The 20204-nt window shown below is 58.3% G+C and carries 22 protein-coding genes; 9 read left to right on the top strand and 13 right to left on the bottom strand.

Annotated elements, in window-relative coordinates; all coding sequences use genetic code 11:
• Positions 1-99 precede the first annotated feature (99 nt).
• Genes sS8_RS09170 through tnpC form a run of 5 tightly spaced genes read left to right on the top strand, consistent with a single transcriptional unit; the run spans position 100 to position 3006 of the window.
• Positions 100-429, top strand: coding sequence for a hypothetical protein (locus sS8_RS09170; RefSeq protein WP_145986466.1), 330 nt, complete (start codon positions 100-102; stop codon positions 427-429).
• Positions 404-751 (top strand): transposase, encoded by a 348-nt coding sequence (locus tag sS8_RS09165; protein ID WP_170161013.1) that lies wholly within the window; start codon positions 404-406, stop codon positions 749-751. The genes sS8_RS09170 and sS8_RS09165 overlap by 26 nt, the downstream gene beginning before the upstream one ends.
• A gap of 41 nt (positions 752-792) precedes the next feature.
• Complete coding sequence (tnpA, locus tag sS8_RS09160; protein ID WP_119627851.1) at positions 793-1095, top strand: IS66 family insertion sequence element accessory protein TnpA; 303 nt, start codon at positions 793-795, stop codon at positions 1093-1095.
• A complete protein-coding gene (tnpB, locus tag sS8_RS09155) occupies positions 1095-1436 on the top strand; it encodes an IS66 family insertion sequence element accessory protein TnpB (protein WP_119627852.1) in 342 nt (113 codons plus the stop codon). Before tnpA ends, tnpB begins: the two co-directional genes overlap by 1 nt.
• Before the next feature lie 58 nt (positions 1437-1494).
• The gene (gene tnpC, locus sS8_RS09150) at positions 1495-3006 is read left to right on the top strand and encodes an IS66 family transposase (protein ID WP_119629383.1); all 1512 of its coding nucleotides are present in this window, start codon (positions 1495-1497) and stop codon (positions 3004-3006) included.
• Positions 3007-3063: 57 nt separating this feature from the next.
• Here tnpC and sS8_RS09145 read toward each other — a convergent pair whose 3' ends face one another.
• The 6 genes from sS8_RS09145 to sS8_RS09115 all read right to left on the bottom strand — a co-directional run bounded on the left by sS8_RS09145 (position 3064) and on the right by sS8_RS09115 (position 8499).
• Positions 3064-3693, bottom strand: a complete 630-nt coding sequence (locus sS8_RS09145; RefSeq protein WP_170161012.1) for a transposase — start codon at positions 3691-3693, stop codon at positions 3064-3066.
• A complete protein-coding gene (locus tag sS8_RS09140) occupies positions 3647-4210 on the bottom strand; it encodes a helix-turn-helix domain-containing protein (RefSeq protein ID WP_119632681.1) in 564 nt (187 codons plus the stop codon). The genes sS8_RS09145 and sS8_RS09140 overlap by 47 nt, the downstream gene beginning before the upstream one ends.
• A gap of 24 nt (positions 4211-4234) precedes the next feature.
• On the bottom strand, positions 4235-4462 hold the full coding sequence (locus tag sS8_RS09135) for a hypothetical protein (protein ID WP_232020579.1): 228 nt from the start codon (positions 4460-4462) through the stop codon (positions 4235-4237).
• Positions 4463-4993: 531 nt separating this feature from the next.
• A complete protein-coding gene (locus tag sS8_RS09125) occupies positions 4994-6358 on the bottom strand; it encodes a TldD/PmbA family protein (RefSeq protein ID WP_119629379.1) in 1365 nt (454 codons plus the stop codon).
• Positions 6355-7827 carry a TldD/PmbA family protein gene (locus sS8_RS09120; RefSeq protein WP_119632680.1) on the bottom strand — a complete coding sequence of 491 codons (1473 nt, stop codon included), beginning with the start codon at positions 7825-7827 and terminating at the stop codon, positions 6355-6357. Before sS8_RS09120 ends, sS8_RS09125 begins: the two co-directional genes overlap by 4 nt.
• Positions 7828-8160: 333 nt before the next feature.
• A complete protein-coding gene (locus sS8_RS09115; protein ID WP_119632679.1) occupies positions 8161-8499 on the bottom strand; it encodes a DUF3147 family protein in 339 nt (112 codons plus the stop codon).
• Between the two features lie 335 nt (positions 8500-8834).
• Between sS8_RS09115 and sS8_RS09110 the strand changes: the two genes are divergently transcribed.
• Both sS8_RS09110 and sS8_RS09100 read left to right on the top strand, forming a co-directional pair.
• Positions 8835-9350, top strand: coding sequence for a hypothetical protein (locus tag sS8_RS09110; RefSeq protein WP_145986464.1), 516 nt, complete (start codon positions 8835-8837; stop codon positions 9348-9350).
• Positions 9351-10566: 1216 nt separating this feature from the next.
• On the top strand, positions 10567-11580 hold the full coding sequence (locus sS8_RS09100; RefSeq protein WP_119629376.1) for an aldo/keto reductase: 1014 nt from the start codon (positions 10567-10569) through the stop codon (positions 11578-11580).
• 283 nt (positions 11581-11863) lie between these two features.
• Here the strand turns inward: sS8_RS09100 and sS8_RS09090 are convergent, their stop codons facing one another.
• Positions 11864-12484 carry a PHP domain-containing protein gene (locus sS8_RS09090; RefSeq protein ID WP_145986463.1) on the bottom strand — a complete coding sequence of 207 codons (621 nt, stop codon included), beginning with the start codon at positions 12482-12484 and terminating at the stop codon, positions 11864-11866.
• 341 nt (positions 12485-12825) lie between these two features.
• On the opposite strand from sS8_RS09090, the gene sS8_RS09085 reads away from it, so the two are divergent.
• Entirely contained in the window at positions 12826-13410 is a 585-nt protein-coding gene (locus tag sS8_RS09085) for an SSI family serine proteinase inhibitor (protein ID WP_119629373.1), read from the top strand.
• Positions 13411-13558: 148 nt separating this feature from the next.
• Here the strand turns inward: sS8_RS09085 and sS8_RS29895 are convergent, their stop codons facing one another.
• Both sS8_RS29895 and sS8_RS09080 read right to left on the bottom strand, forming a co-directional pair.
• Positions 13559-13795, bottom strand: coding sequence for a DUF6531 domain-containing protein (locus tag sS8_RS29895; RefSeq protein ID WP_408631166.1), 237 nt, complete (start codon positions 13793-13795; stop codon positions 13559-13561).
• 879 nt (positions 13796-14674) lie between these two features.
• A protein-coding gene (locus sS8_RS09080) for an IS1 family transposase (RefSeq protein WP_119629372.1) occupies positions 14675-15405 on the bottom strand; the annotation gives its coding sequence in 2 pieces (ribosomal slippage) (positions 14675-15141 and positions 15141-15405; 732 coding nt in all).
• Positions 15406-15548: 143 nt separating this feature from the next.
• Between sS8_RS09080 and sS8_RS09075 the strand changes: the two genes are divergently transcribed.
• A complete protein-coding gene (locus sS8_RS09075) occupies positions 15549-16637 on the top strand; it encodes an IS5 family transposase (RefSeq protein ID WP_119628055.1) in 1089 nt (362 codons plus the stop codon).
• Positions 16638-16895: 258 nt separating this feature from the next.
• Here sS8_RS09075 and sS8_RS28035 read toward each other — a convergent pair whose 3' ends face one another.
• The 4 genes from sS8_RS28035 to sS8_RS09060 all read right to left on the bottom strand — a co-directional run bounded on the left by sS8_RS28035 (position 16896) and on the right by sS8_RS09060 (position 20042).
• On the bottom strand, positions 16896-17039 hold the full coding sequence (locus tag sS8_RS28035; protein ID WP_170160876.1) for a hypothetical protein: 144 nt from the start codon (positions 17037-17039) through the stop codon (positions 16896-16898).
• A 125-nt stretch (positions 17040-17164) separates the two neighbouring features.
• Entirely contained in the window at positions 17165-17584 is a 420-nt protein-coding gene (locus sS8_RS09070) for a hypothetical protein (RefSeq protein ID WP_077731396.1), read from the bottom strand.
• A gap of 432 nt (positions 17585-18016) precedes the next feature.
• Positions 18017-18139, bottom strand: coding sequence for a hypothetical protein (locus sS8_RS29525; RefSeq protein WP_269461496.1), 123 nt, complete (start codon positions 18137-18139; stop codon positions 18017-18019).
• A gap of 773 nt (positions 18140-18912) precedes the next feature.
• Positions 18913-20042, bottom strand: a protein-coding gene (locus tag sS8_RS09060; RefSeq protein ID WP_119629369.1) for an IS3 family transposase whose coding sequence is annotated in 2 segments (ribosomal slippage) — positions 18913-19790 and positions 19790-20042 — 1131 coding nt in all. Because the reading frame shifts where the segments join, the coding sequence is not laid out codon by codon here.
• Positions 20043-20204 lie beyond the last annotated feature (162 nt).

Genomic DNA, 20204 nt, shown 5'->3' with positions numbered 1-20204 from the left:
ACAGCACCCAATAGTGTTCGGCACGAATTTTGTCTGGATGTGGGCGGGCATGCCATGGTCGAAGTCATGGGTAGAGTTGCGTTTCCATTGGAGGTTTCGATGAGCATTCCATGGGGTCCTTTTGGGGAGGACCGACTTCAAGGCGTCAAATACCTGGAACTGTTGGGGCCGCTGTTGACGGACTTGCATGCGGCCGGTACGGCACGCGACCGGGCGGGGAATCGGCATCTGTTTTATGACCCGTATGCTTTGTTGCTGCTGTTGTACTTTTTCAATCCCACGATGACCAGCTTGCGCGGGCTGCTGCCGTTGGTGGCCGTCGACGGGAGCTTGTTGCCGGCGCTGCCCCGGATGGCTTGGGCGCTGTGGCGGGATGACCGGCACCGGCTCGGAGCGGGCCGAGTTGCGGCGCTTCGTCCAACCGGGTGAGTTTTATGTGTTCGATCGCGGCTATTCCGACTATCGCTTGTTCCAGGATCTGCACGACCATGCGTGCAGTTTTGTCGGCCGGGTCCAGGAGAACGTCGCTTATGAGGTGAGCCGGGAGTGCCCCCTCACGGACGCGGATCGGGCGGCAGGCGTCATCCGCGATGTGGAACTGCGCCGTCTGGGCACACCGCATCACACGCGACTCTTGCCGCAGCCGTTCCGGCTGGTCTGGGTCAGCACCGGCCGCCGCCGCGCCGACGGCACGGTCGAGCCCCTCATTCTGGGTAAGCGTCCGGCTGTCCGCATAATTCCCACCGATTAGCGCCTGAGTCACAGTATCGCCATATTCCCGAAGAGGAGGAGATGGCGATGACGAAACAAGAACGAGAGATGCATTGGCGGGTCCTGCTGGAGCAACAGGCAGGGAGTGGGTTGTCGGTGCGCGCTTGGTGTGCGCGCGAGGCGGTCAGCTATGCGGCATTCATCTACTGGCGTCGACGCGTAGCGCAGCCAGCGGTGGTGGCGCCACTGACGTTGATGCGGGTAGATGGCGGTGAGACAGCAGTCGGTGGTCTGTGGTTGTCGGTGGGCGGGGTTCGCATCGAGGTGAAACCGGGGTTCGATGCCGGGTTGTTGAAGCAGGTGGTGGCCGCATTGGTCTCGTGATGCTGGCGACGATTCTGAGTGCGGCGGCGGTGTATGTGGTGGCCGAGCCGGTCGATTTGCGCAAGTCCATCGATGGTTTGGCGCTGGCGGTGGAGAGCAGTCTGGGGCATTCGCCGTTATCGGGTGCGGTGTTCGTGTTTTTCAACCGGGGCCGGGACAAGGTGAAGCTGTTGTGGTGGGATCGTCACGGTTTCTGGCTGGCCTACAAGCGGCTGGAGAAAGGCCGCTTCCGCAAGCCGGTTCAGGGGACGATTTCGCGCTCGGACCTGCTGCTGTTGCTGGAAGGCGTGGACCTGACGGTGGCCCGTTTCCGCGCGGTTCGCGCGGGTCGGGTCGGCTGAGTCGAAAGTGCCTGAAACCCGCATCAGAGCTGGGCTTTCGGGTGGTCCACCGGGTATAATGGCAGCCATGAATGCCGCCGCTCTCGCCGAAGAAAATCGTACTCTAAAGGCCACCCTGGCCCAGCGCGAGGCGCGCATCGAACGGCTGGAATTCGACCTAGCGCAGCTGAAGAAGCTGCTGTTCGGCGCCCGTTCCGAGCGACTGGCGACCCTCCCCGACATCGACCAACTGCCGCTGTGGGATGAGGTGCCCGAGGACGCCCCCGTCGCCAGTCCGGTGGCGTTCAAGACGGTGGTGGTGCAATCGCCCGCCAAGAATCAACCGAAGCGCACCGCACTGCCGGCGCATCTGCCGCGAGAGATCGTGGTATTGCCGTTGTCGGCACAAGACCGGCAGTGTCCTGCCTGCGGTGAGGAACGGCCGGTGATCGGCTACGAAAGCTCCGAACGCTTGGATTACGTCCCGGCGCAACTGAAGGTCGTGGAAACGCGGCGGGAAAAGTGCGCCTGCGCGAAGTGCCAAGGGCAGTTGACCACGGTACCGGCCCCGCCGCAAATCATCGAGCAGGGCATCCCTCTGCCGGGTCTTCTGGCACATCTGCTGATGGCCAAATACGGCTATCACCTGCCGCTGTACCGCATCGAGCAAATCTTTGCCCACCAGGGTGTCCCCATTGCCCGCACCACGTTGTGCGACTGGGTCATCCAGAGCGGCTGGCAGCTGCAGCCCTTGGTCGAGCGGATGCTGGCGTTGCTCAAGCAACAGCCGGTGATCTTCTCGGACGACACCACTGTGGCGGTGCAGGACCGCGGCAAGACGCGGGAAACCCGGTTTTGGGTATACGCCGGCCACTCGCCGCCCATCGTCGTCTATGACCACACCGAAACCCGGGCGGGCAAGCATCCCAAGGCCAAACTGGAAGGCTACAGCGGCTACCTGCAGGCGGACGCCTATGCCGGTTACGACCAGATCTTCGCCGCAGGCAAGGTCCTGGAAGTGGCGTGCTGGGCGCATGCGCGCCGCAAGTTCTTCGAGATTGCCCGACAGACCGAGAACGGCAAGCGCATCAGCGCCCATGAGGCCTTGGAGTACATCGGCCGGCTCTACGCCATCGAACGGGAGGCCAAGGAACAGCAACTCGACGCCGAAGGCACCCGAAAGCTACGGCAGGAACAGGCGCGGCCGATCCTGGCCGAGTTCAAGTCCTGGCTCGAAGACCGGCTGCGCCAGCTGGCGCCCAAGACCCCCACTGCCCAGGCCATCGGCTATGCCCTCAAGAACTGGCCGGCGCTGGAGCGCTATACCGAAGACGGTCGCCTGGAGATCGACAACAACCGCAGTGAGCGGGCGATCCGCCCCCTCACCATCGGCCGCAAGAACTGGCTGTTCCTCGGCTCGCCCAAGGGCGGCCAGGTCGCCGCCACGGTGTTCAGCCTCATCCAAACCTGCAAGGAACTCGACCTCAACCCAGAGGCCTACCTGAAAGACGTCCTGACCCGTTTACCCACCACCAAGCAGAGGGAGATCGACAGCCTGCTACCCCACAACTGGAAACCAGCCAACGTATAAGGTCCTGACGGTTAACTGTTCGGCGGCATCAGGAAAAGACTGTCCTCCAGCGGACGCTTACGGCCATTTTACTGTTTTATCCTTTGGCAACTTGTAAATATGGCGCAGGAGCTTTTGCATTTGTTCGGGAGTGAAGGGCGGCGCCTGGGCGAGATGGTGACGAATGCGATCCGCCTTTTCCTGGAGCGTGAAGGTGCAGGGTAGATGATAAAGAGTCTCTTGGCGAACCCAATGGATCAGATACTCGGCCGGGTTGAGAGCGGGCGAGTACGGGGGGGTATGCAGAAACTCCACCGTGGTGGCTTTCAAGTCCGGCCAGTGGGCGAGTTCGGCGATCTCCGACAGCAACTCCCTTGCGGCCACTTCCATGGCGTGCCGATGGGTGCGGGCATTGTCCAGAATCAGGGTGATCCAATGGCACCCTTGCTGTACGTAGCGCAGCACCGTCAGCACCACGACGAAGACGACATCGCCGGTTTTGCCCTGGGAGCGGAATTGAACCCCGGTGAGCCCCCGGTGCAAATCGACGGTCAGAAAACCATTCAGCCGGGTCCGCTGGCGTTCGTCGCTGGGCACTCTGGGCGCGGTATTCCGCTCGGCCCAAGCGTAATGCGTATCCGGAACGGAGCGCAGGGCAAACTCATCCAGCGCCACCCGAGCGCGGTCCGGAGACCTGGCTTCCTCCACCTTTTTTTTCCAAGGCGTCCACGAAGGCCGCCTGTAGCCGCGGTCGAGGCGGCCCATAGTCCCGATGCACCCGCTGGTGGGAAAGCCCGAACTGATCAAACAGTGGGTACAGGCGCCCCAACCCCAGATGAATATTCCACTTGGCGGCGATGAGGGCCTGCGCCCGCCGGGCCGTCCATTGATAGCTGTCCAGGCCATAATCGGCCGGCGTCTTATGCAGCAGGATGTAACGCAAGACTCGCCGTTGCCGGCAGGACAGAGCTTGGGGAACACGTCGCCGCTCCGGGGCCAGCAGCGTCTTAAAGCCCCCATGAAGATACAAATCCAGCCAATGCTCCAGCGTCTTGCGGCGAAGGTGCTGAGTCCGGCACACGTCCGCCAAAGTCTGGCCGTCCCAAACGGCCTTCAAGGCCGTGAGACGACGCCGGGGACGTTGCTCCTTGTGCCGGTAATACTGCTTCTGCCACTCCTCCCGGTCTTGAGGGGCCAACCGTTGGATACGGATTCTTCGGTTCATAACCGCCTCCCTTCCACAAATTGGTCAACTTCTCTCCTCTAAGAATAGCCCTTTTTGGAGCGAGAAGGGAGTAATATCCTCCAAGAGGACTGCGAACTTCCGGAAAGCAGGACTTATTCTCTCTGCCAGATACTGAATTTCAACTTCCAATAGCAACGACCCATTTTCTTCATGACAGCGAACAATGCCTCCATCATGAAAAATGGAAAATACATCGCTGATATTTGCGGAACCTTCAATCTTCATAGGCATAACAATTGATTGAATAGTTTCCGTATAGCTTCCGGCCGTTTCCATCACGCCGCCTGGCACCTGACAACATGCCTTGATCTGCCTCGTCTATCCTTCCGTATATCATCCCTTTTCATCAAGATAGACCATTCTGGATTGCATGACACGCTGGCTCTCCCCTCCGAGTTGATCCATCTCTACGAGACCCAACTGTTGCAGCATGGGGTCCAAGCACCACAGCGCCCGTACTATCTGAAATGGATGCGCTATTACTGGGATTTCTGTCACAAATATGCCTTGGGGGCCATGGAGCAAGCGAAAAAAGAATCAGATAGAGACAGGGAGCATGACATGGGGCGATATTCCTGATTCGCCATCGAAAGCAGTCGCTGGTCAGTCAAGAGCGGCTTTTGACCGACAGTGCCAGTTCGAGAAACTCCCTAATGCTGCCGATCGAGCGAAATCAACCGCCAGGCAGAGTGGCCGTTTTGGCCGAAAACCGGTCGCCGCGCGCATCTTACGAATGCCCGGAACGGGCTCTGTGCCGATAGTCTAAAGCGTGAAGCGAAAAGCGCCGACCAGCGCCCCGGGTATCTTGCTGCCGCCGAGCGCACGGCTGTGATAGGTATCGATGTCGGGATGGACCGGGCTTTCGCGGGTCAGCGCCTCGAGCGCCGAGCCGAACACTCGGTACAAACTGTCGTCGAACCGCAGATCATCGATGGGCGCCGCGATTTCGCCGTTCTCGACCCAGAAGCAGGCGTAGCGGGTCATGCCGGTCACCCGGGCGGCCTGGACATCGCTCCAGTTGAGATAATGCAGATTGCTCACGTAAAGACCGGTACCCAGGCGGTTCAGTACCTCGGTCTCGGGCAGGTTGCCGGGCATCAATTCCGGCGCGCGTAAATGCTCTCCGAACCAGCCGGTCGGATCCGCCGCATTGGACGGGACGCCATATTGTTTTGCGGAACGGGAACTCACCAGCAGGTTTTTCAATTGTCCCTTCTCGATGAGCATCAACTCCACCGGCGGAAGCTCGCCCAGACTGTTGAAGCGCGGCGTGAGCGCCAAGCCGAAGTTTTCTTTCAGGGTGAACAGTTCGGATAAAGTGGCCTCACCTTGGATCAGCCGCTTGAGGGCACAATTGCCGTCCCGGTACGCCCGGTAGCTGAGGGCGCCCCAAGAGAACATGGCGACGAGGTCGGCGACGGCGGCCGGCGCGAAATAAACCCGATACTCGCCGGGCGCGATCGCGCGGCTGGGACGTTTCAAGAAGGCAAGCCGGTCCTTGTCGGCATTCAGGAGGGTTTGGAACCGTTCCTCATTCCATACCGGCCCCCAGAAACGATCTTTGACGGCCTTGTTATCCCCGGAAGTGTTGGTCGTGAACAGGGAATAATCCACCCATAGGGATGCGGTCGAAAACCAGTGATTCAATCCCGCCGAATTGCGGACTGCGCGGACTTGCGGGCCGGAGGCCAAGAGTCCGGTAAAGTCCGTTCCCTGAGTAACGCGGGCGATGGCACCGACTGCATCGGCTGCGTCCGGCTCTGATCCCGAATGTTCGTGTGCGCTGGTTCCGTGGTTTTGCAGGGGCACCGCGAAAGGGTCTTCCGGGAGAGTTCGGGCTTCCTGACGTGCTCGCTCCAAACAGGAAAAGAGAAGCGCCCGGTCCCGATCGACGTGGCCGCCGAGGTCGAACGTGAAAGTCACCTGACGGCCGGCCCACTGAAAGGTGAGTGCCAGGTTTCTCTGCAGCACGGCCGTGGCTTGCCGCACTTTGGAATCGTTGAACCGCACATAGGTTTGATCTTCGGCGCTGAGTTGGAGGCTGAGCGCTTCTCCGGCCTTCAAGTCGGAAAAGGCCGTATCCGCGAGATCGTCGAACAGCCGCCGGGTTTCCGGAACAAAGCTCACGCGCCACCTCCGAACACGTTGATGCCCGCAAACAGACAGGGCGGGGCGGCATGGCCGACGCGGATGAGCTGGTTGGGTTCGCCTTTCCCGCAATACGGCGTTCCGAAGAGCTCCCGCTCGTCGCGGCAACCGACCTGCTTCAGCGCGTTCCAAAAGGGCACCGTCACCCCCCGGTAATTGGGATTTTTGAGGACATCGGTCAACCGGCCTTGTTCGATCCTGCGTGCGTATTCGCAGCCGAACTGGAATTTGTTGCGGTAGTCGTCGATGGACCAGGATCGATTGGATTGCATGTAAACGCCTCGCTCCACGGACGCGATCATCTCGGCCAGGGAACTGGTGCCAGGTTCCAGGTTGATGTTCGCCATGCGGTCGATCGGCGCCCGATTCCAGCCGGCCGAACGGAAATTGGCGACGCCGGGAAGGCCGAGTCGGGACTGGCTTTCCAAACTGCCGAGCCCCCGCAGCAACACGCCGTCCCGGATCAGATATTCCCGCGTCGCGGGGTTTCCGCATTCGTCGAAGGCGTAAGAGGCAAACTCACCCTCGACGGTCGGGTCGAAGGTGACGTTCAGCAGGGGCGAGCCATAGCGCAGCCGGCCGAAATCGTCCGGTTTCACGAAACTCCAGCCGGCATAGTTGCGCTCGTCACCGAGGATGCGGTCGAGTTCCAACGGATGGCCGATCGATTCGTGGATCTGCAGCAGCATCTGGTCCGGCGCCAGGATCAGGTCCAGCGTCTCATCGGGACAGTTCTCGGCGTGCAGCAACTCGAGGGCCTCGCGCCCCGCCCGCTCGCACTCCGCGTGAAGAGCCGGAAAATCGAAGAATTCCAGCCCCGCCTGACGGCAGCGGGCAGTCGGGCCGTTCAGCGAACGCTGCTGGGTCTCGGCGCCGTCCTGGGCGGTGGCTGCGCAATGGCTGGAAATCTGCAGCCACTGCTGTTCGATATCCGTGCCGCTGGATGAGACGTAGTGCACCGTGCTTTCCACCAGTGTGGCTTCGGCGGCCGTGCTGACGATCTTGTCGGACACTTTTAGAGACCGGCTGGCGCGGATCAGTTGATCGGTCAATTCGGCGAGCGTCAGATGGTCGAAACCCGATTGCCGGGTGCTGACGAAGCGTCCGCGAACCGTAGGCCGGTGCCTTTCGGCGAATGGGAACAAGGCATGGCGCGCGCAGGTCCGGGCCAGGTGCGAGGCCCGCCGGGCGGCCTGGACCAAACCCTGTTGCGAGAGATCGCTGGTGCCGGCATAGGCGATATGGCCGTCCACCCGGGCTTCCACCATGACGCCGCGCTCCAGGCTGACGGTGTTGTCTTCCGGGAGGTGATTGCGGACGGCACGCCGATAGGTCTGTTCCTGGACGAAACGCAGGCCGATCCAATCAGCCTCGGCCTGGATCCGGGCCAGTGCCCGGTGAATATCGAATGCGGGGACTTCCGGAAGAAAGCTGACCGGGAGGTTCATGTTTCGCTGCTCGAGTAGGCGGTTGGCTCGGCATCTTATCACGTGACTGGAAAGAGTTTCATGCAAAGGCTGGAAAGGCCTGAGTAGTAAGCTGCCGGCGAGCTGTCGTTCACAGACGGCGGTCCGGTAGCAGGTGTACTTCGTCCGATAAATGCATGTCGATACCCCATCGGGCCGATCGCTGCATATTTCTCCGGAACAGCCGCCCACGTAGCGGCTTTGCGGCGCAATGTCCGCACGGACGGGGAGATAAAACTGGCTTTGCAACCAGGGCCGGGGCTGTGCCGCTATGAATAAGGATTGCAGGCTAGCCTTTCAGTGCATAAACCACGCCTATTGAAAAAGGTTCCGCAGTAATAACGTCAAGGTATAACACACGCAGGTCGTAATCGCCGCAAGGCCCAGTGCGAGCCAGAAATTTAGCGCGCATTCCAGCAGTAGAGGCAAAATCCAGAAGAAGGCCAGTGAAGGAAGCACCAGCCAGACGATTTGCCGTGAGAGTTCAGTGATCGACTCGGTATCCCCGGTGTCGACGTAGAGCCAGATGAGGGCCAGGATTGACGTGACGGGTAGGGAAGCAATGAGGGCAGCAATCAGACTACTCCGTTTCGCCGTTTCGGAAACGGCCGCGACCAGAAGGGCGGATATCAAGACCTTGATGGTGAAATACATAAGCTGCTCTTGTCGGCGTCCCGGACGGCCCGGGTGAGTATGCCAAAGCCCGCCGGTCTGCGGCACTGCGTGTAGTCATGATGGTCTCTCGAGATTCGTTCGTCACCCTGAAGCTTTTCTGCCTCTCCAAATAACGCCGGTAAATTTCAATTTTGTGACAACTGCTGCTTGACGGTGCTATGCCCCAAGTCCATCATCGCCGACGCGACGGGGACGGCTGTTGATTTCCTATCATTCAAACGGGCGGAGATGAGCATGCAAACGTCATCGTTGACTGGCCGGATCACCCCGCATTTTCCGAATCATCTGCTGCTTGATGACATATGGGAGGACTTATGTATAAGAAACGTGCGTTTTCTTGTGTCGGTGCCGTCTTGTTGGGTCTTGGGCTTGCGGATTCCGGATGGGCCGCAAGTCGATGCATTCCAGTTGAGGGCAAGATTTTCAATAATGCCATGGGCCCGGGCGGCACACTTGGGATCGCGCATGTCATTTTCGCCAGAGAGAAATTTAAATGCGGGCTGCAGGGAGTCGGAAAGCATGCGGGTCCCGACAGCATCGGCCCACTGAATTTCGATCACACCATGGTGTGCGACGACAATGCGGGGACGTATGATCTGCCCGTTCATTCCCAACTCGTTTGGGACACAAGCGGCTATCCGACGAGCGTCCCGGTGGATTGCGCGATTCCCGGCCTTCAGAGTTTCTCGTTTATTGAAGTGTCGAAACCGGTGCCCGGCAGCGGAACCGGACGATTCCAGAATGTCGTGGATGGCCAGATCACCATTAAAGGAACCTTGCATTGCAGTCTGGCAATCGACATGAAATTTTCGGGACAACTGTGCTTTTAACGGCACGGTTCCCGCGCTAATTCTCGTTGTCCGATCGCCCTGTCGTTTTTGCGCCTTTTGGGACTTTCTAGTCGCCAAAAGGCGCAAAAACTCGGCAGTGACTCGCTCCTCGGTTTACCGAAGCCGTCGCGGACGCATGGCCACAGCCGGCTTAGCTGGCTACGGTAAGTGACCGGCCTGCTGTCGAGGAAGGCAGGCATGCCTAACCCCGGTCATCTACTCTAAGGCCCATCGTCGGCCGATTCCGGGCGTTTCGGGAGAACGGGTGATGTCCGTCCGGAAAGCCCAAGAGTTTTCGGCGCCTTAATGTTTTCGAGTCCGGTTTTTTCATATCGTGCGTTCGTTTTTCGGAACGAGTAGCGCCAATTTTTCCGTTCTGCGTGTTTGGCACGTCCTATCGGAATTCAGCGAATGTTCCGCTGGTTTGCCGTTTTCGTTTCAGGGCCTTTACCCGGCTTTCTCCGGGGTCGAATTCGTGCTTTAAAGTATGTCAATCATCATGGCGGCGGTGCCGACGTTGGCCGTGTTTGCCCTTATGGGGCTTGTTATAGCCATGGTTATGGTGATGAAGATTATGTTGGTGGTAGTGATGTTTGTGGCCGTGTCCGTAGGCATGGCCAACGTGGCGAGGATGCACCACTCGAGTGCATCCTTCCAGTGCCATCACCATTATGATCAACGTAGCCAGAGACCAGGATCGAGCTGACGCTTTCATTTTCGTAACCCATTACCGAGAATTGATGTTGTCTAGGCCGGGCACGCCGTGTTTCTCGGCGACCGATCACGCAATTGCTTGCGCGAGTCCTTTCTACTACGGCTGAGATTAACGAGGCCTGAACATGCCCGTATTTCCTCTCACAGGGGCGAAACCTCCTCTGTGTCCGTCGACCATTGCGTCAGTACCAATGGTCAAGAAAGAAGAGCCACGGTGGTATCCTGACCGTGAACTCGGCGGTCGAGTGTTGGAAAAGGTTAGCAGCAAGGGCAACTATTTAGCGCCCATGAGAATTACCCGAAAACCGTGCGATTACCGACGCGGCTGTCGTGGGTCATCCACCATAACTGCAGCTGTAGTACCAAGCGCCGATCTCAGCAGGCTGTTCGCTCTGAGCCTGTCGAACGGTTTTTCGGTCCTACCGGAATAGGCTCTTGGTAAGTTTCAATTCTTCGTTCCATCGTATCGTTTTGTAAGACCTATAAGAGAGGAAACAAAACCATGGAATTCAGATCCTTTGGCAATTCCGGGCTGAAAGTTCCGGTTCTCAGTTTAGGCACCGCCACTTTCGGCGGTGGAAACGAATATTTCCGCGCCTTCGGAAGCACCGATGTTCAGGAGGCCAGTCGTTTGGTGGATATTTGTCTGGACGCGGGCGTCAATCTTTTCGACACCGCAGACACTTATTCTCATGGCTTGTCGGAAGAAATTCTCGGCCAGGCCATCAAAGGGCGCCGGGGCAAGGTTCTGATTTCGACGAAAGCGACCTATCCGATGAGTGACGAACCCAACGACCGGGGCACCTCGCGCCATCACCTCGTACGCTCCTGCGAAGCCAGCTTGCGGCGACTGAACACCGATTACATCGACATTTACACCATGCACGGATTCGACGAGCTGACGCCGATCGACGAAACGCTGCGGGCGCTCGACGATCTCGTGCGAAGCGGCAAGGTCCGTTATCTCGCCTGTTCCAATTTTTCCGGCTGGAATTTGATGAAATCGCTGGCTCTCTCGGAAAAATACGGCTGGTCCCGCTATGCGGCTCATCAGGCCTATTACTCGCTGATCGGACGCGATTACGAGTGGGAGCTGATGCCGCTGGCGCTCGATCAAGGCGTCGGAACGGCCGTCTGGAGCCCGCTCGGTTGGGGAAGACTCACCGGGAAAATTCGCCGTAATCAACCTCTCCCGGCGCAAAGCCGGCTCCACAAAACGGCGGAAATAGGACCGCCGGTACCCGATGAACTCGTGTATCGCGTCGTGGACGCCCTGGACGAAATAGCGGCGGAAACGGGCAAGACCATTCCGCAGATCGCGATAAACTGGCTCTTGCAGCGCCCGACGGTGTGTACCGTGGTTATCGGCGCCCGCAACGAAGCGCAGCTCAAAGACAACCTCGGCGCAACCGGCTGGAACCTGACTCCCGAACAAATGGCGAAGCTGGATGCCGCGAGCGACGTGACACCGGTTTATCCCTATTGGCACCAGCGGCACTTCCTGGTGAATCCCTAACGGGCGTCCGTGTACAACCGTCGAAAAATCGGTGAGGTCGGTTGACAATAGTGGACGCCAAAGACTATGGCTTCCGCCGGTTTCGATAGAACTGTTGAGCATAGGCCGTGGGCGATACATTGCCCAATCGGGCCCGGCGCCGCTGGCGGTTGTAAACGATTTCGATCCATTCGTTACGTTCTTTACGCACGGTGACAGATCGCGCTCCAGCTTCAGCTCGGCGAGTTCTCGCCTCATCCGACTCATGATTGGAGACTTTGGTGTCCATTCTTTCCGGCTTACCTCACAAGTCGGTAATGCTTACCTCCTGCACACCCAGCTCCGCCGCGGCCCGTCGCGCTACGCTCTGGCCTAGCCACAAGGGTTGATGGGCGTCGGAGTTGATGACGAAGCGGAACCGTTGGCGGTGTGGACCGTAGAACCGCATCCAATCGCAGCGCCACACATAGCGGTTGTTGAGCTCCACCAGACATTGGCCCGGAACCCGGTTGAGGTTGGTATCGAGCGCGTTGGGGTGGGCGATAATCACGGGCGATCCGGTGGCCAGCAGTTTTTCTACCGCGCGGTAGTCTGCGTCGCGATCGTAGCAGTGGTAGATATAGTAGTCGAAATGCAGGCTAGAGGCGAAATCCACCGACCCCGCGCCGTCTACCTCGGTGCCCACCCAGAGGCCCAGGGCCCGCAGGTCGTGGACATAATTGTCGTACAAACTGTCGGCGAAATGTTCAAAATGGTCACTGATGCCGATGATCTCCGCATGGCGCACCCGAGCGATCAGCTCGGCCGACTGCTCGGGCACGACCGAACCGTCGTACTGGGAATAGGTCGTGTGGATGTGCAGGTCCTGGGGAAGTCGGAAGGGCTGCATGTTCTTGAACCTCCGGTTGGAATTCATTAATGGCAAGCTTGCAATGGTCGTGTTACCGATGTCACCCCGGATCGTCAAGTTACCGCTGCTTTTCAATCGAACTGTTCCTGAAAGACTGGATATTCTCAATCGGGGATACGGATGAAATCGGACCGCTACAGCTAACCGCGGTGTCTGAGTCGAGACCTGAAAGAGAAGGGATTCACCAAATGATAACCTTTAGGATCTATAACTAACGGCGCCACCACGAGTTCGTGGCAACGAGTCTGCCCAGTACAGGCTGATGAATGAAGCGCCCCACCGTTTCGGAATCATTTCGACTGATGGCGGGGGGAATTGTTATTGTCCGGTAGAAGAATGTTAAGGAGTTGACAAATATGAACGTGAAAATGCGTAACGCGGTTCTGGCGAACTTCTTGCACAGCGATAGTGAAAATCCGCTTCCCAAAATTCCGATTTTGTTTTGCTTGAAGACATCTAACTTTCTTTCCGGCATTGTAGCGGTAGGGGCTCTGGCGATCGGCACTGCAGTACCCGCCACCTCGGTCTCCGCCGCAGAGAACGAGATGAGAACTGCCCCACTACCTCTCAATTCAGGTTTCTTCGCGCCGGTTGCTCCACGGGAATTGGTGCAGACCTTCACCGATGGCGAATATGCCGAGCCGGTCCGAAGTGCGGTTACATTGAGCTGCAGCTTGAATGCGGGAGTACCTGCACCACAAGGCACACACCCTAATCCTGAGCAGGCGTGTGCCGAGCTGGAGAAGGCTAGCGGTACGTTAGCCGGTCTTCCCAAGGATCAGAACATCATGTGCCTGACGGTTTACGAACCGGTCACCGTGACGATCAGCGGAGTTTGGGATAGCAAGTTTGTTTGGGAGCGGGCCACCTACGGCAATCGGTGTGAGTTGATCCGTGCGACGGGGACCGTGTTCAAAGAATGGCCATTCCAGGTCAATTGATTTTATTGATCAGGAAAAGGGGGGACGCCCGGCCGAGCGGGGCAAGGGTATCGGCGACATCGGCCGGCGTCGGGCCGCCATTCGCCGCCGATCTTGGCAAAGCGATAGGCGCGGCCGTCGGGACGCACGACATAAATGTCGTGCGCGGTCAACACCAACTGGCGATCGTAACTGTGGCGCCAGCGTAACCCCCAGGGTCCGATGTTCCGGGTAGGCGCTGTTGTGAGCGCCTGAATTCCAGCGGCAGTCGGCCGGTGCCGGAATAGTCGGATTCCGCCTGGTATTTGTTGCCGGTGGCACCGTTGACGGGATTGGTGCCGTTGCAGGCCTGCGGTTGTCCCGCATTCTTTTGAGCCGGCGGCGGGGGTGGGGTGTAGTAGACCACATGCTGTCCGAGGCGCTGCAGCCGTTCACGCTGCCGTGGACTTCGAAAACGTTGGGGCCAGGCTGGAGCGTCACCGAGGCGGCGCCGGACCCGAGGAAGTTGATGTGGGTCGTGAAGGTGCCGGACTGCTGGAAAAACGGGACGCCATTCAGGGTGGCCGTAACCTGCCCGACATCCCCCTGATTGGCGGTCCCGGAGCCGGTACCGGCGACACCGACTTGGGCCGTCACCACCGTGCTGCCGCGAGCCGGCGCCGTGAAGCTGAGCGAGCAGGCGTCGGCCGCGCCGGCCGCAAGAAGATTCAGAACCAGCAGCGCACAAACGAGCATGCGCGATGTTCCCATGGTGTTCCCAACCAGGGCACAGAATCGTATCCCTGCCCCCATCGTTTTTACATCGTAGATCTCACGAAAACGTGTTTGACCATCCCTGCCAAAGCGGCAGGCGCAAATCCAACACATATAGTTAAGGCGCGTGTCAGAAATCGATCCGTGACCGACCCCGCAATAAAGAAAAAAGCTTCGAATGACGAGCATATGGCGTCCGCTCAGCCCGGCCGGGCGTCATTGGTAGAACGATATAAATCCAATGGCACGTCGGAACGGACATTCATATGTCGGCCTCTTATCGCGCCGGTCGGAAGGACTGGATCGAGGCTCGTCTATCGGTCCGCCGGTTGCTTCCTGTTTGTCGAATGCAGAAACTTGAGCGTCCGTTCCCACTCATAGTGAAATTGGAGACAGGCGCTGGAGCCGACAACTCGAACAGCCCTGTTACAATTCCCTCGCGTGCGGTCGTTTTGCCCAATACACTGATCTCCGAAGACTGGCTCGCCGATTTGAAATCTCGGATACCAAGATCAGAATTTTCGGTGGTGGGTCAATTTAGTTGAAAGCAGTGGCGATTAATGAAGAGGCCGATCACCCCATCGTGAAGCAACTCAGATTTTGAAAAGCAGATCGTTTTGCGAGTTAAGCGCTTGATGCGAGTGCGTAACAAAAGGTTTTTGTTTTCGATCTTTTGCGTATATTTCTTACCAATGACGTGCTGGTTTGCCGGAATGAACGCCGCATAGCTTGGCCAATCATCGGTGTAATAGGTTCGAATATTGAAAACGCGCAGATTGGCGATCAATTGTTCGCAAACGTCCTCTTTGCGCCGCCCAAACACAAATGACAAAATGCATCCGGTGGCGGCGTCGATGGCGTACCAGAGCCAACGTTGGTTCTTCTTGCGAGCCCCATAGCTCCACTGTTCGTCCGCCTGAACATCCATCGGCGAATCAAAGAGATGCCTGATTTCCACGGCGATTTCCCGAGAGCCGATGTAAGGATTCACCGTGACCACTTCGGTGGACTTTTTTTCAGTGTAGACATGACTGTGTTTTTCCCAATCCCGAGAACACGAGCGGTATCTCGAATACCACTGCCATTCATCGCCATGTCAACAATCTGTTCTTTGATACCGGACTCGTAGGCCCGGTAAATGTATTCGGTCTTGAAGGTGCGCCCACAGTGCTTGCAACGAAAGCGGGGGTAACCACTCTGTGTACCATAGCGCACCACATCGGAACTTTTACAGTATTTGCACGGAATCGTTTGATAGGCCATTGGTCCAGTCAATGCTTAACAGGCTGTTGATTTTCTCGGCCCCGGAAGCCGCATGAATTCGTTGGATGGATCGCATAAAATAGGCATAACCGATTGTTTGTCATGGCAAAATGATATCATTTCAAGATACTTTGGACTCTTTCATGCGCGGCGCCGACATCACCCAGCAAGAACTCTTCAGCTACCGAACCTTGGAAGACCGGATTCCCAAGGATCATCCCCTTCGGAAGCTCCGGGCCGTGGTCGACATTCTGCTGACCACGCTGGACTCGGAATTTGATGCCCTCTATGCCCGGACCGGCCGGGAATCGATTCCGCCGGAGCGGCTGCTGCGCGCCAGTCTCATCCAAGTCTTGTTCTCTGTCCGCTCCGAGCGGCAGTTGGTCCAGCAGATCGAATTCAATCTTTTGTACCGCTGGTTTGTCGGGCTGACCCTGGATGCCGAGGTCTGGGACCACTCCACCTTCAGCGCCAACCGGGATCGGTTGCTGAACGAGCGGATTTCCCGGCTGTTTTTCGAGCGGGTCGTGTTGCTGGCGGAATGGCAGGACCTTTTGTCGGACGAGCATTTCTCGGTGGACGGCACGCTGATCCAGGCGTGGGCCTCCATGAAGAGCTTTGTGAAAAAGGATGGCAGCTCGCCTCCGCCGGAGGACGGCGGCCGGAATCCGTCCGTCGATTTCAAGGGCGAAAAGCGCTCCAACGCGACCCACGCCTCGACCACTGATCCGGAGGCTCGCCTTTACAAGAAAAGCGAAGGGGATAAAGCTCAACTGTGCTTCATGGGCCATGCCCTGATGGAAAACCGGACCGGCCTGGTCGTGGATGTCGAGGTGACTCACGCCACCGGCACGGCGGAACGGGACGCGGCCAAGATCATGATCGGTCGCACCGTCACGAAGCCCGGCGCGACGGTCGGGGCGGACAAGGCTTACGACGTGCCGGAGTTCGTGCAAGCTCTCCGGGAGCAGCGGGTCACGCCGCATGTCGCCCGGAAGGAAAAAGGCTCCGCCATCGATGGCCGCACCACCCGACACGCCGGCTACCGGACCAGCCTGAAGAGGCGCAAGCGGGTGGAAGAAATCTTCGGGTGGTCGAAGACCGTGGGCGGGTTACGCCAGACCCGGTTCCGGGGTTTGAAGAAGGTGGCGGCCCAGACCGTGTTCACTTTCGCCGCCTACAACCTGACCCGGTTGGGTGGGCTGTTCGGCTGGCGATGGTCGACGGCCTAGGCGGGCGTCTGCCCAAAATTCGCCGAAAGGCGGCAAGAACCCCCAAGCGGGGGGATGAAAACCGGCTAGAACCGGGATTTCAGAGCTAAAAGGACCTTCAGCACTAAAAATTAAGCCGCCGATAAGGGGTAAAGCCGAAGGCATGGAGGCGAATTTCAACAGCCTGTTAAGCTAAGAAATAATTGTACATTGTAGTATATAAACTACTTAAACCCACCACCGAATTTTCGATCGGATAGTGACGCCCTTTAATGCGAATTAAGGGCTGTCCGGCCACTGGTTCAACAGGAACATGGCCGCCGCGAGGCGGCCGAAGACGTGAACGAGGAGTCCCCGCGAGGAGCGGACTTTGCTGGCCGCCTCGATACCGGTTTTCGCTTGAATCCGAAAAGCGCGCGCCACGCTTTGCGGTCCACTCCTACGAACATGCGCGGGCGATGATGACTCAGGACATGTAGGACCTATACGACGTATAGGTCCTAGTTCACTGTTCCGTCAAGAAGTTGATGGTCAGCTCGGACCGCTGGTTAATCCGACTTCCAGGTGATCTGCGTGATGGCGTTCATGTCCTCGAATTTGTCGTCGTGGCACGACGGGGTCGAACTCGTCAGCGACAACGTGTGCGTGTCCTGCGACGTGACGAAGCTCATGTGGAGACTCCCTGACCCCATTCCCTTTGGCCCTTGGCCGAAGACATAAATGGCCGACTTGCGGGCGATCCCGTCGAAGTACTGGTAAACGATCGACATGACACACGCCCCGTTGTTGCCAACGATGATCTGGGACAGGTCGGTGGTGCCGTTGATCGACACCTGTGAGCCGTTGGGGTCGCCCAACGGCAGATTGCCGTAGGCCGTGCCCGACGTTTTCCCCGCGTCACTTGTGGTGAACTCGTACACCTGCGTGTTGATGGAACCACATCCTGTCGGATTGGTGTTGCTGCTCATGGTCATTCTCCTTTTCTTTTTCTTTTTCATGGATTCCGCCCGTCACCTTAGCCGGGCTACCGCTTGCGGTTTATCACCCAACGGAGGGAGCGGCACTTTCAGCGTAGGCCAGAATCGCTGGAATGCAAGGTTCGGCACGGTTGAATGATTCCGTGACAGAATAAAATGGTCGGGATAGACTGATTCCGTCACGAAATCACAAGGTACGGACAATGACACGCGGCGGGAAAGCGGCCCGGCGCTGGGCGAAAGTCGAAATGGGGCGCTGGAACGGTCACGATGCGGGTGCCGGTCCATCTGGCGGATGACATTCGGGCGTTTATCGAGCGGCGCATGGGCGAAGCTCACAAGGCGCCCGAGACCACGCCCGCACCCGAACCGTTGGAACTGTGGCAGGGTGACAAACGATGTCAGGCGGCCACGTCCAAGGGATCACGATGCCGCTCGCCCTCGGCGGTCGTCTACAAGCTCCAGCACGCCGGCCGATCCATTGAGATCGGCATCTGCGCCCAGCATCAGAACCAAGCACGCCAGGGGATCGATCCGCGGGTTCATCCGTCCGTCTTGGATTCCGTGACAAAGTCAAACGGATAACCTCGTCGCATCCTGTTGCACACGCTGTTCACAGACGCCGATTGCGTCGCCATTTTTTTGCCCTTTTTGGGACCTCCAAGTCACCCAAAGGCGTAGAAAAATGGGCGACGAGTATGGCCTTCGGCGGCTCGCGGCCGTCTGGCGTTCGACCATTCCCGATCCATCCGGGGATCGGGGCCGGGCGCCACAATGACTTGACGCCGTGTCGGTGGCCTCAGGTTTGATCGCCACCTGGGCTACCGCTCGGACTCCGATCAAACATCCGGCCCTACAGCTACGCGGGGGGGCGTCGCACTTCGCTTCGCTGCCGCTACGCTTCCTGTGCTTCTTCGATGACAAGAATCTGAATTTGCTGTAACAATTTGGCAAGCACGCCTAACGGAACGGATTCCAAACGCCGGGGAAACGGCGGCTACGATGCAATCATATCTACAGTGAGGACGTAACATGAAACGCGATGGGGAAAAAGGACCGATCGGGTTCTAGCCCTAAAGGATGCCCTCAGGACTGAACTCCGGCCGAATGTGTTGAAAGGCTGTCTAGGCCTCGTGACCGCGCTCTGGGTGGCTTCGGCCTACGCCCAACCTGCCTATATGCCCCGCATTGTCAATAATCCCACGCCTCAGGCCAAAGCGGGTTTTGGAACATCCGTGGCCGGAGTGGGCGATGTGAACGGAGCGGTGGTCCCGGTTTATTGGACAGGATTTTCCCAAGCTTAAGTGGGTTTCTGCGGTTTAGGCTGCCTTCTGGATTGGCAGCGAATGAAAGTACATGCTATCCGGGGTTTTACCGTCAAGCGATGAATGGGGCCGCCGTTCGTTGTAGAACTTAAAATAGCGTTGTAGACCTTGCCGTGCTTGAGAAACGGAGTCGTAAGCATGCAAGTAGACTTCCTCGTACTTCACGCTTTTCCAAAGCCTTTCGACGAAGACATTATCGACCCAGCGGCCCTTGCCATCCATGCTCACCTGGATGCCACGGCCTTGGATCAGGCCGATGAACTCCGCGCTGGTGAACTGGCTGCCTTGGTCGGTGTTGAAGATCTCCGGCGTGCCATGGCGCTGAATGGCTTCCTCAACGGCTTCGATGCAGAAGTCCGTAGTCAGGCTGTTGGATAGTCGCCAGGACAGTACCCGCCGAGTGGCCCAGTCGAGCACCGCAGCCAGATAGACAAAGCCTTTCCGCATAGGGATGTAGGTGATGTCCATGGCCCAGACGTGGTTTGCTCGGGTGATCTCCAGACCTCGCAGCAGGTACGGGAACACCGGGTTCTGCGGATGCTTGCGGCGGGTGTTCGGACGCCGGTACAGCGCCTCGATGCCCATCTTCTTCATGAGCGTCGACACATGCCGGCGACCGACCTTCAGCCCATCCTGCTCCAACAGGTCACGCAACATGCGGGCACCGGCAAACGGATGATGGAGGTGCAGTTCGTCGATTCGCCGCATCAGCGCCAGATCGTTCTCTGAGACCGGCTGTGGCGTGTAGTAAACCGAGGAGCGGGAAAGCCCCAACAACGCACACTGGCGCACCACAGGGAGCTTGTCCGACCGGTCGATCATCGTTTGGCGCTCGCATCGCCCATGCGACCGAGCGCGGCGACTAAAAAATCATTCTCCATCGCCAACTCGCCGATCTTGGCGTGGAGTTCCTTCACGTCCGGCCCCTTCGATGCACTGCGCTCTGCTGCTGTAGCAAACACGTCACTCGCTCGCTCCTGCAACTGGCCCTTCCACTGCGTGATCTGGTTGACGTGAACCTCAAACTGTTCTGCTAATTCAGCCAACCTCTTGTCGCCCTTGAGCGCCGCCAAAGCAACTTTGGCCTTGAAGGCCGCCGAGTGATTTCGTCTCTTTCGTTTCATAGTCTGTTCTCCGGTTTTCGCCCTTCGAAGGGCGGTGATTAGAACAGAAACTTCACTTAAGAGGGTGTCCAAATTTCCGGGGCCGGCTCTCTTCGCGTCACCGCGAAATGGGAAAGCAACGGCGAATACTCGATCCGCGAAAAGGGCGGGCTGGTTTTCTAT

Source organism: Methylocaldum marinum (assembly GCF_003584645.1).
Taxonomy (GTDB): Bacteria; Pseudomonadota; Gammaproteobacteria; order Methylococcales; family Methylococcaceae; genus Methylocaldum; species Methylocaldum marinum.
This window is presented reverse-complemented; position numbering and strand designations above follow the sequence as displayed.

Coding starts and splice junctions, on each gene's coding strand:
- sS8_RS09170 (WP_145986466.1), top strand. CDS start 100: ATGAGCATTCCATGGGGTCCTTTTGGGGAGGACCGACTTCAAGGCGTC.
- tnpA (WP_119627851.1), top strand. CDS start 793: ATGGCGATGACGAAACAAGAACGAGAGATGCATTGGCGGGTCCTGCTG.
- tnpB (WP_119627852.1), top strand. CDS start 1,095: ATGCTGGCGACGATTCTGAGTGCGGCGGCGGTGTATGTGGTGGCCGAG.
- tnpC (WP_119629383.1), top strand. CDS start 1,495: ATGGCAGCCATGAATGCCGCCGCTCTCGCCGAAGAAAATCGTACTCTA.
- sS8_RS09140 (WP_119632681.1), bottom strand. CDS start 4,210: ATGAACCGAAGAATCCGTATCCAACGGTTGGCCCCTCAAGACCGGGAG.
- sS8_RS09135 (WP_232020579.1), bottom strand. CDS start 4,462: ATGCCTATGAAGATTGAAGGTTCCGCAAATATCAGCGATGTATTTTCC.
- sS8_RS09120 (WP_119632680.1), bottom strand. CDS start 7,827: ATGAACCTCCCGGTCAGCTTTCTTCCGGAAGTCCCCGCATTCGATATT.
- sS8_RS09115 (WP_119632679.1), bottom strand. CDS start 8,499: ATGTATTTCACCATCAAGGTCTTGATATCCGCCCTTCTGGTCGCGGCC.
- sS8_RS09110 (WP_145986464.1), top strand. CDS start 8,835: ATGTATAAGAAACGTGCGTTTTCTTGTGTCGGTGCCGTCTTGTTGGGT.
- sS8_RS09100 (WP_119629376.1), top strand. CDS start 10,567: ATGGAATTCAGATCCTTTGGCAATTCCGGGCTGAAAGTTCCGGTTCTC.
- sS8_RS09085 (WP_119629373.1), top strand. CDS start 12,826: ATGAACGTGAAAATGCGTAACGCGGTTCTGGCGAACTTCTTGCACAGC.
- sS8_RS09075 (WP_119628055.1), top strand. CDS start 15,549: ATGCGCGGCGCCGACATCACCCAGCAAGAACTCTTCAGCTACCGAACC.
- sS8_RS09070 (WP_077731396.1), bottom strand. CDS start 17,584: ATGAGCAGCAACACCAATCCGACAGGATGTGGTTCCATCAACACGCAG.
- sS8_RS29525 (WP_269461496.1), bottom strand. CDS start 18,139: ATGAACCCGCGGATCGATCCCCTGGCGTGCTTGGTTCTGATGCTGGGC.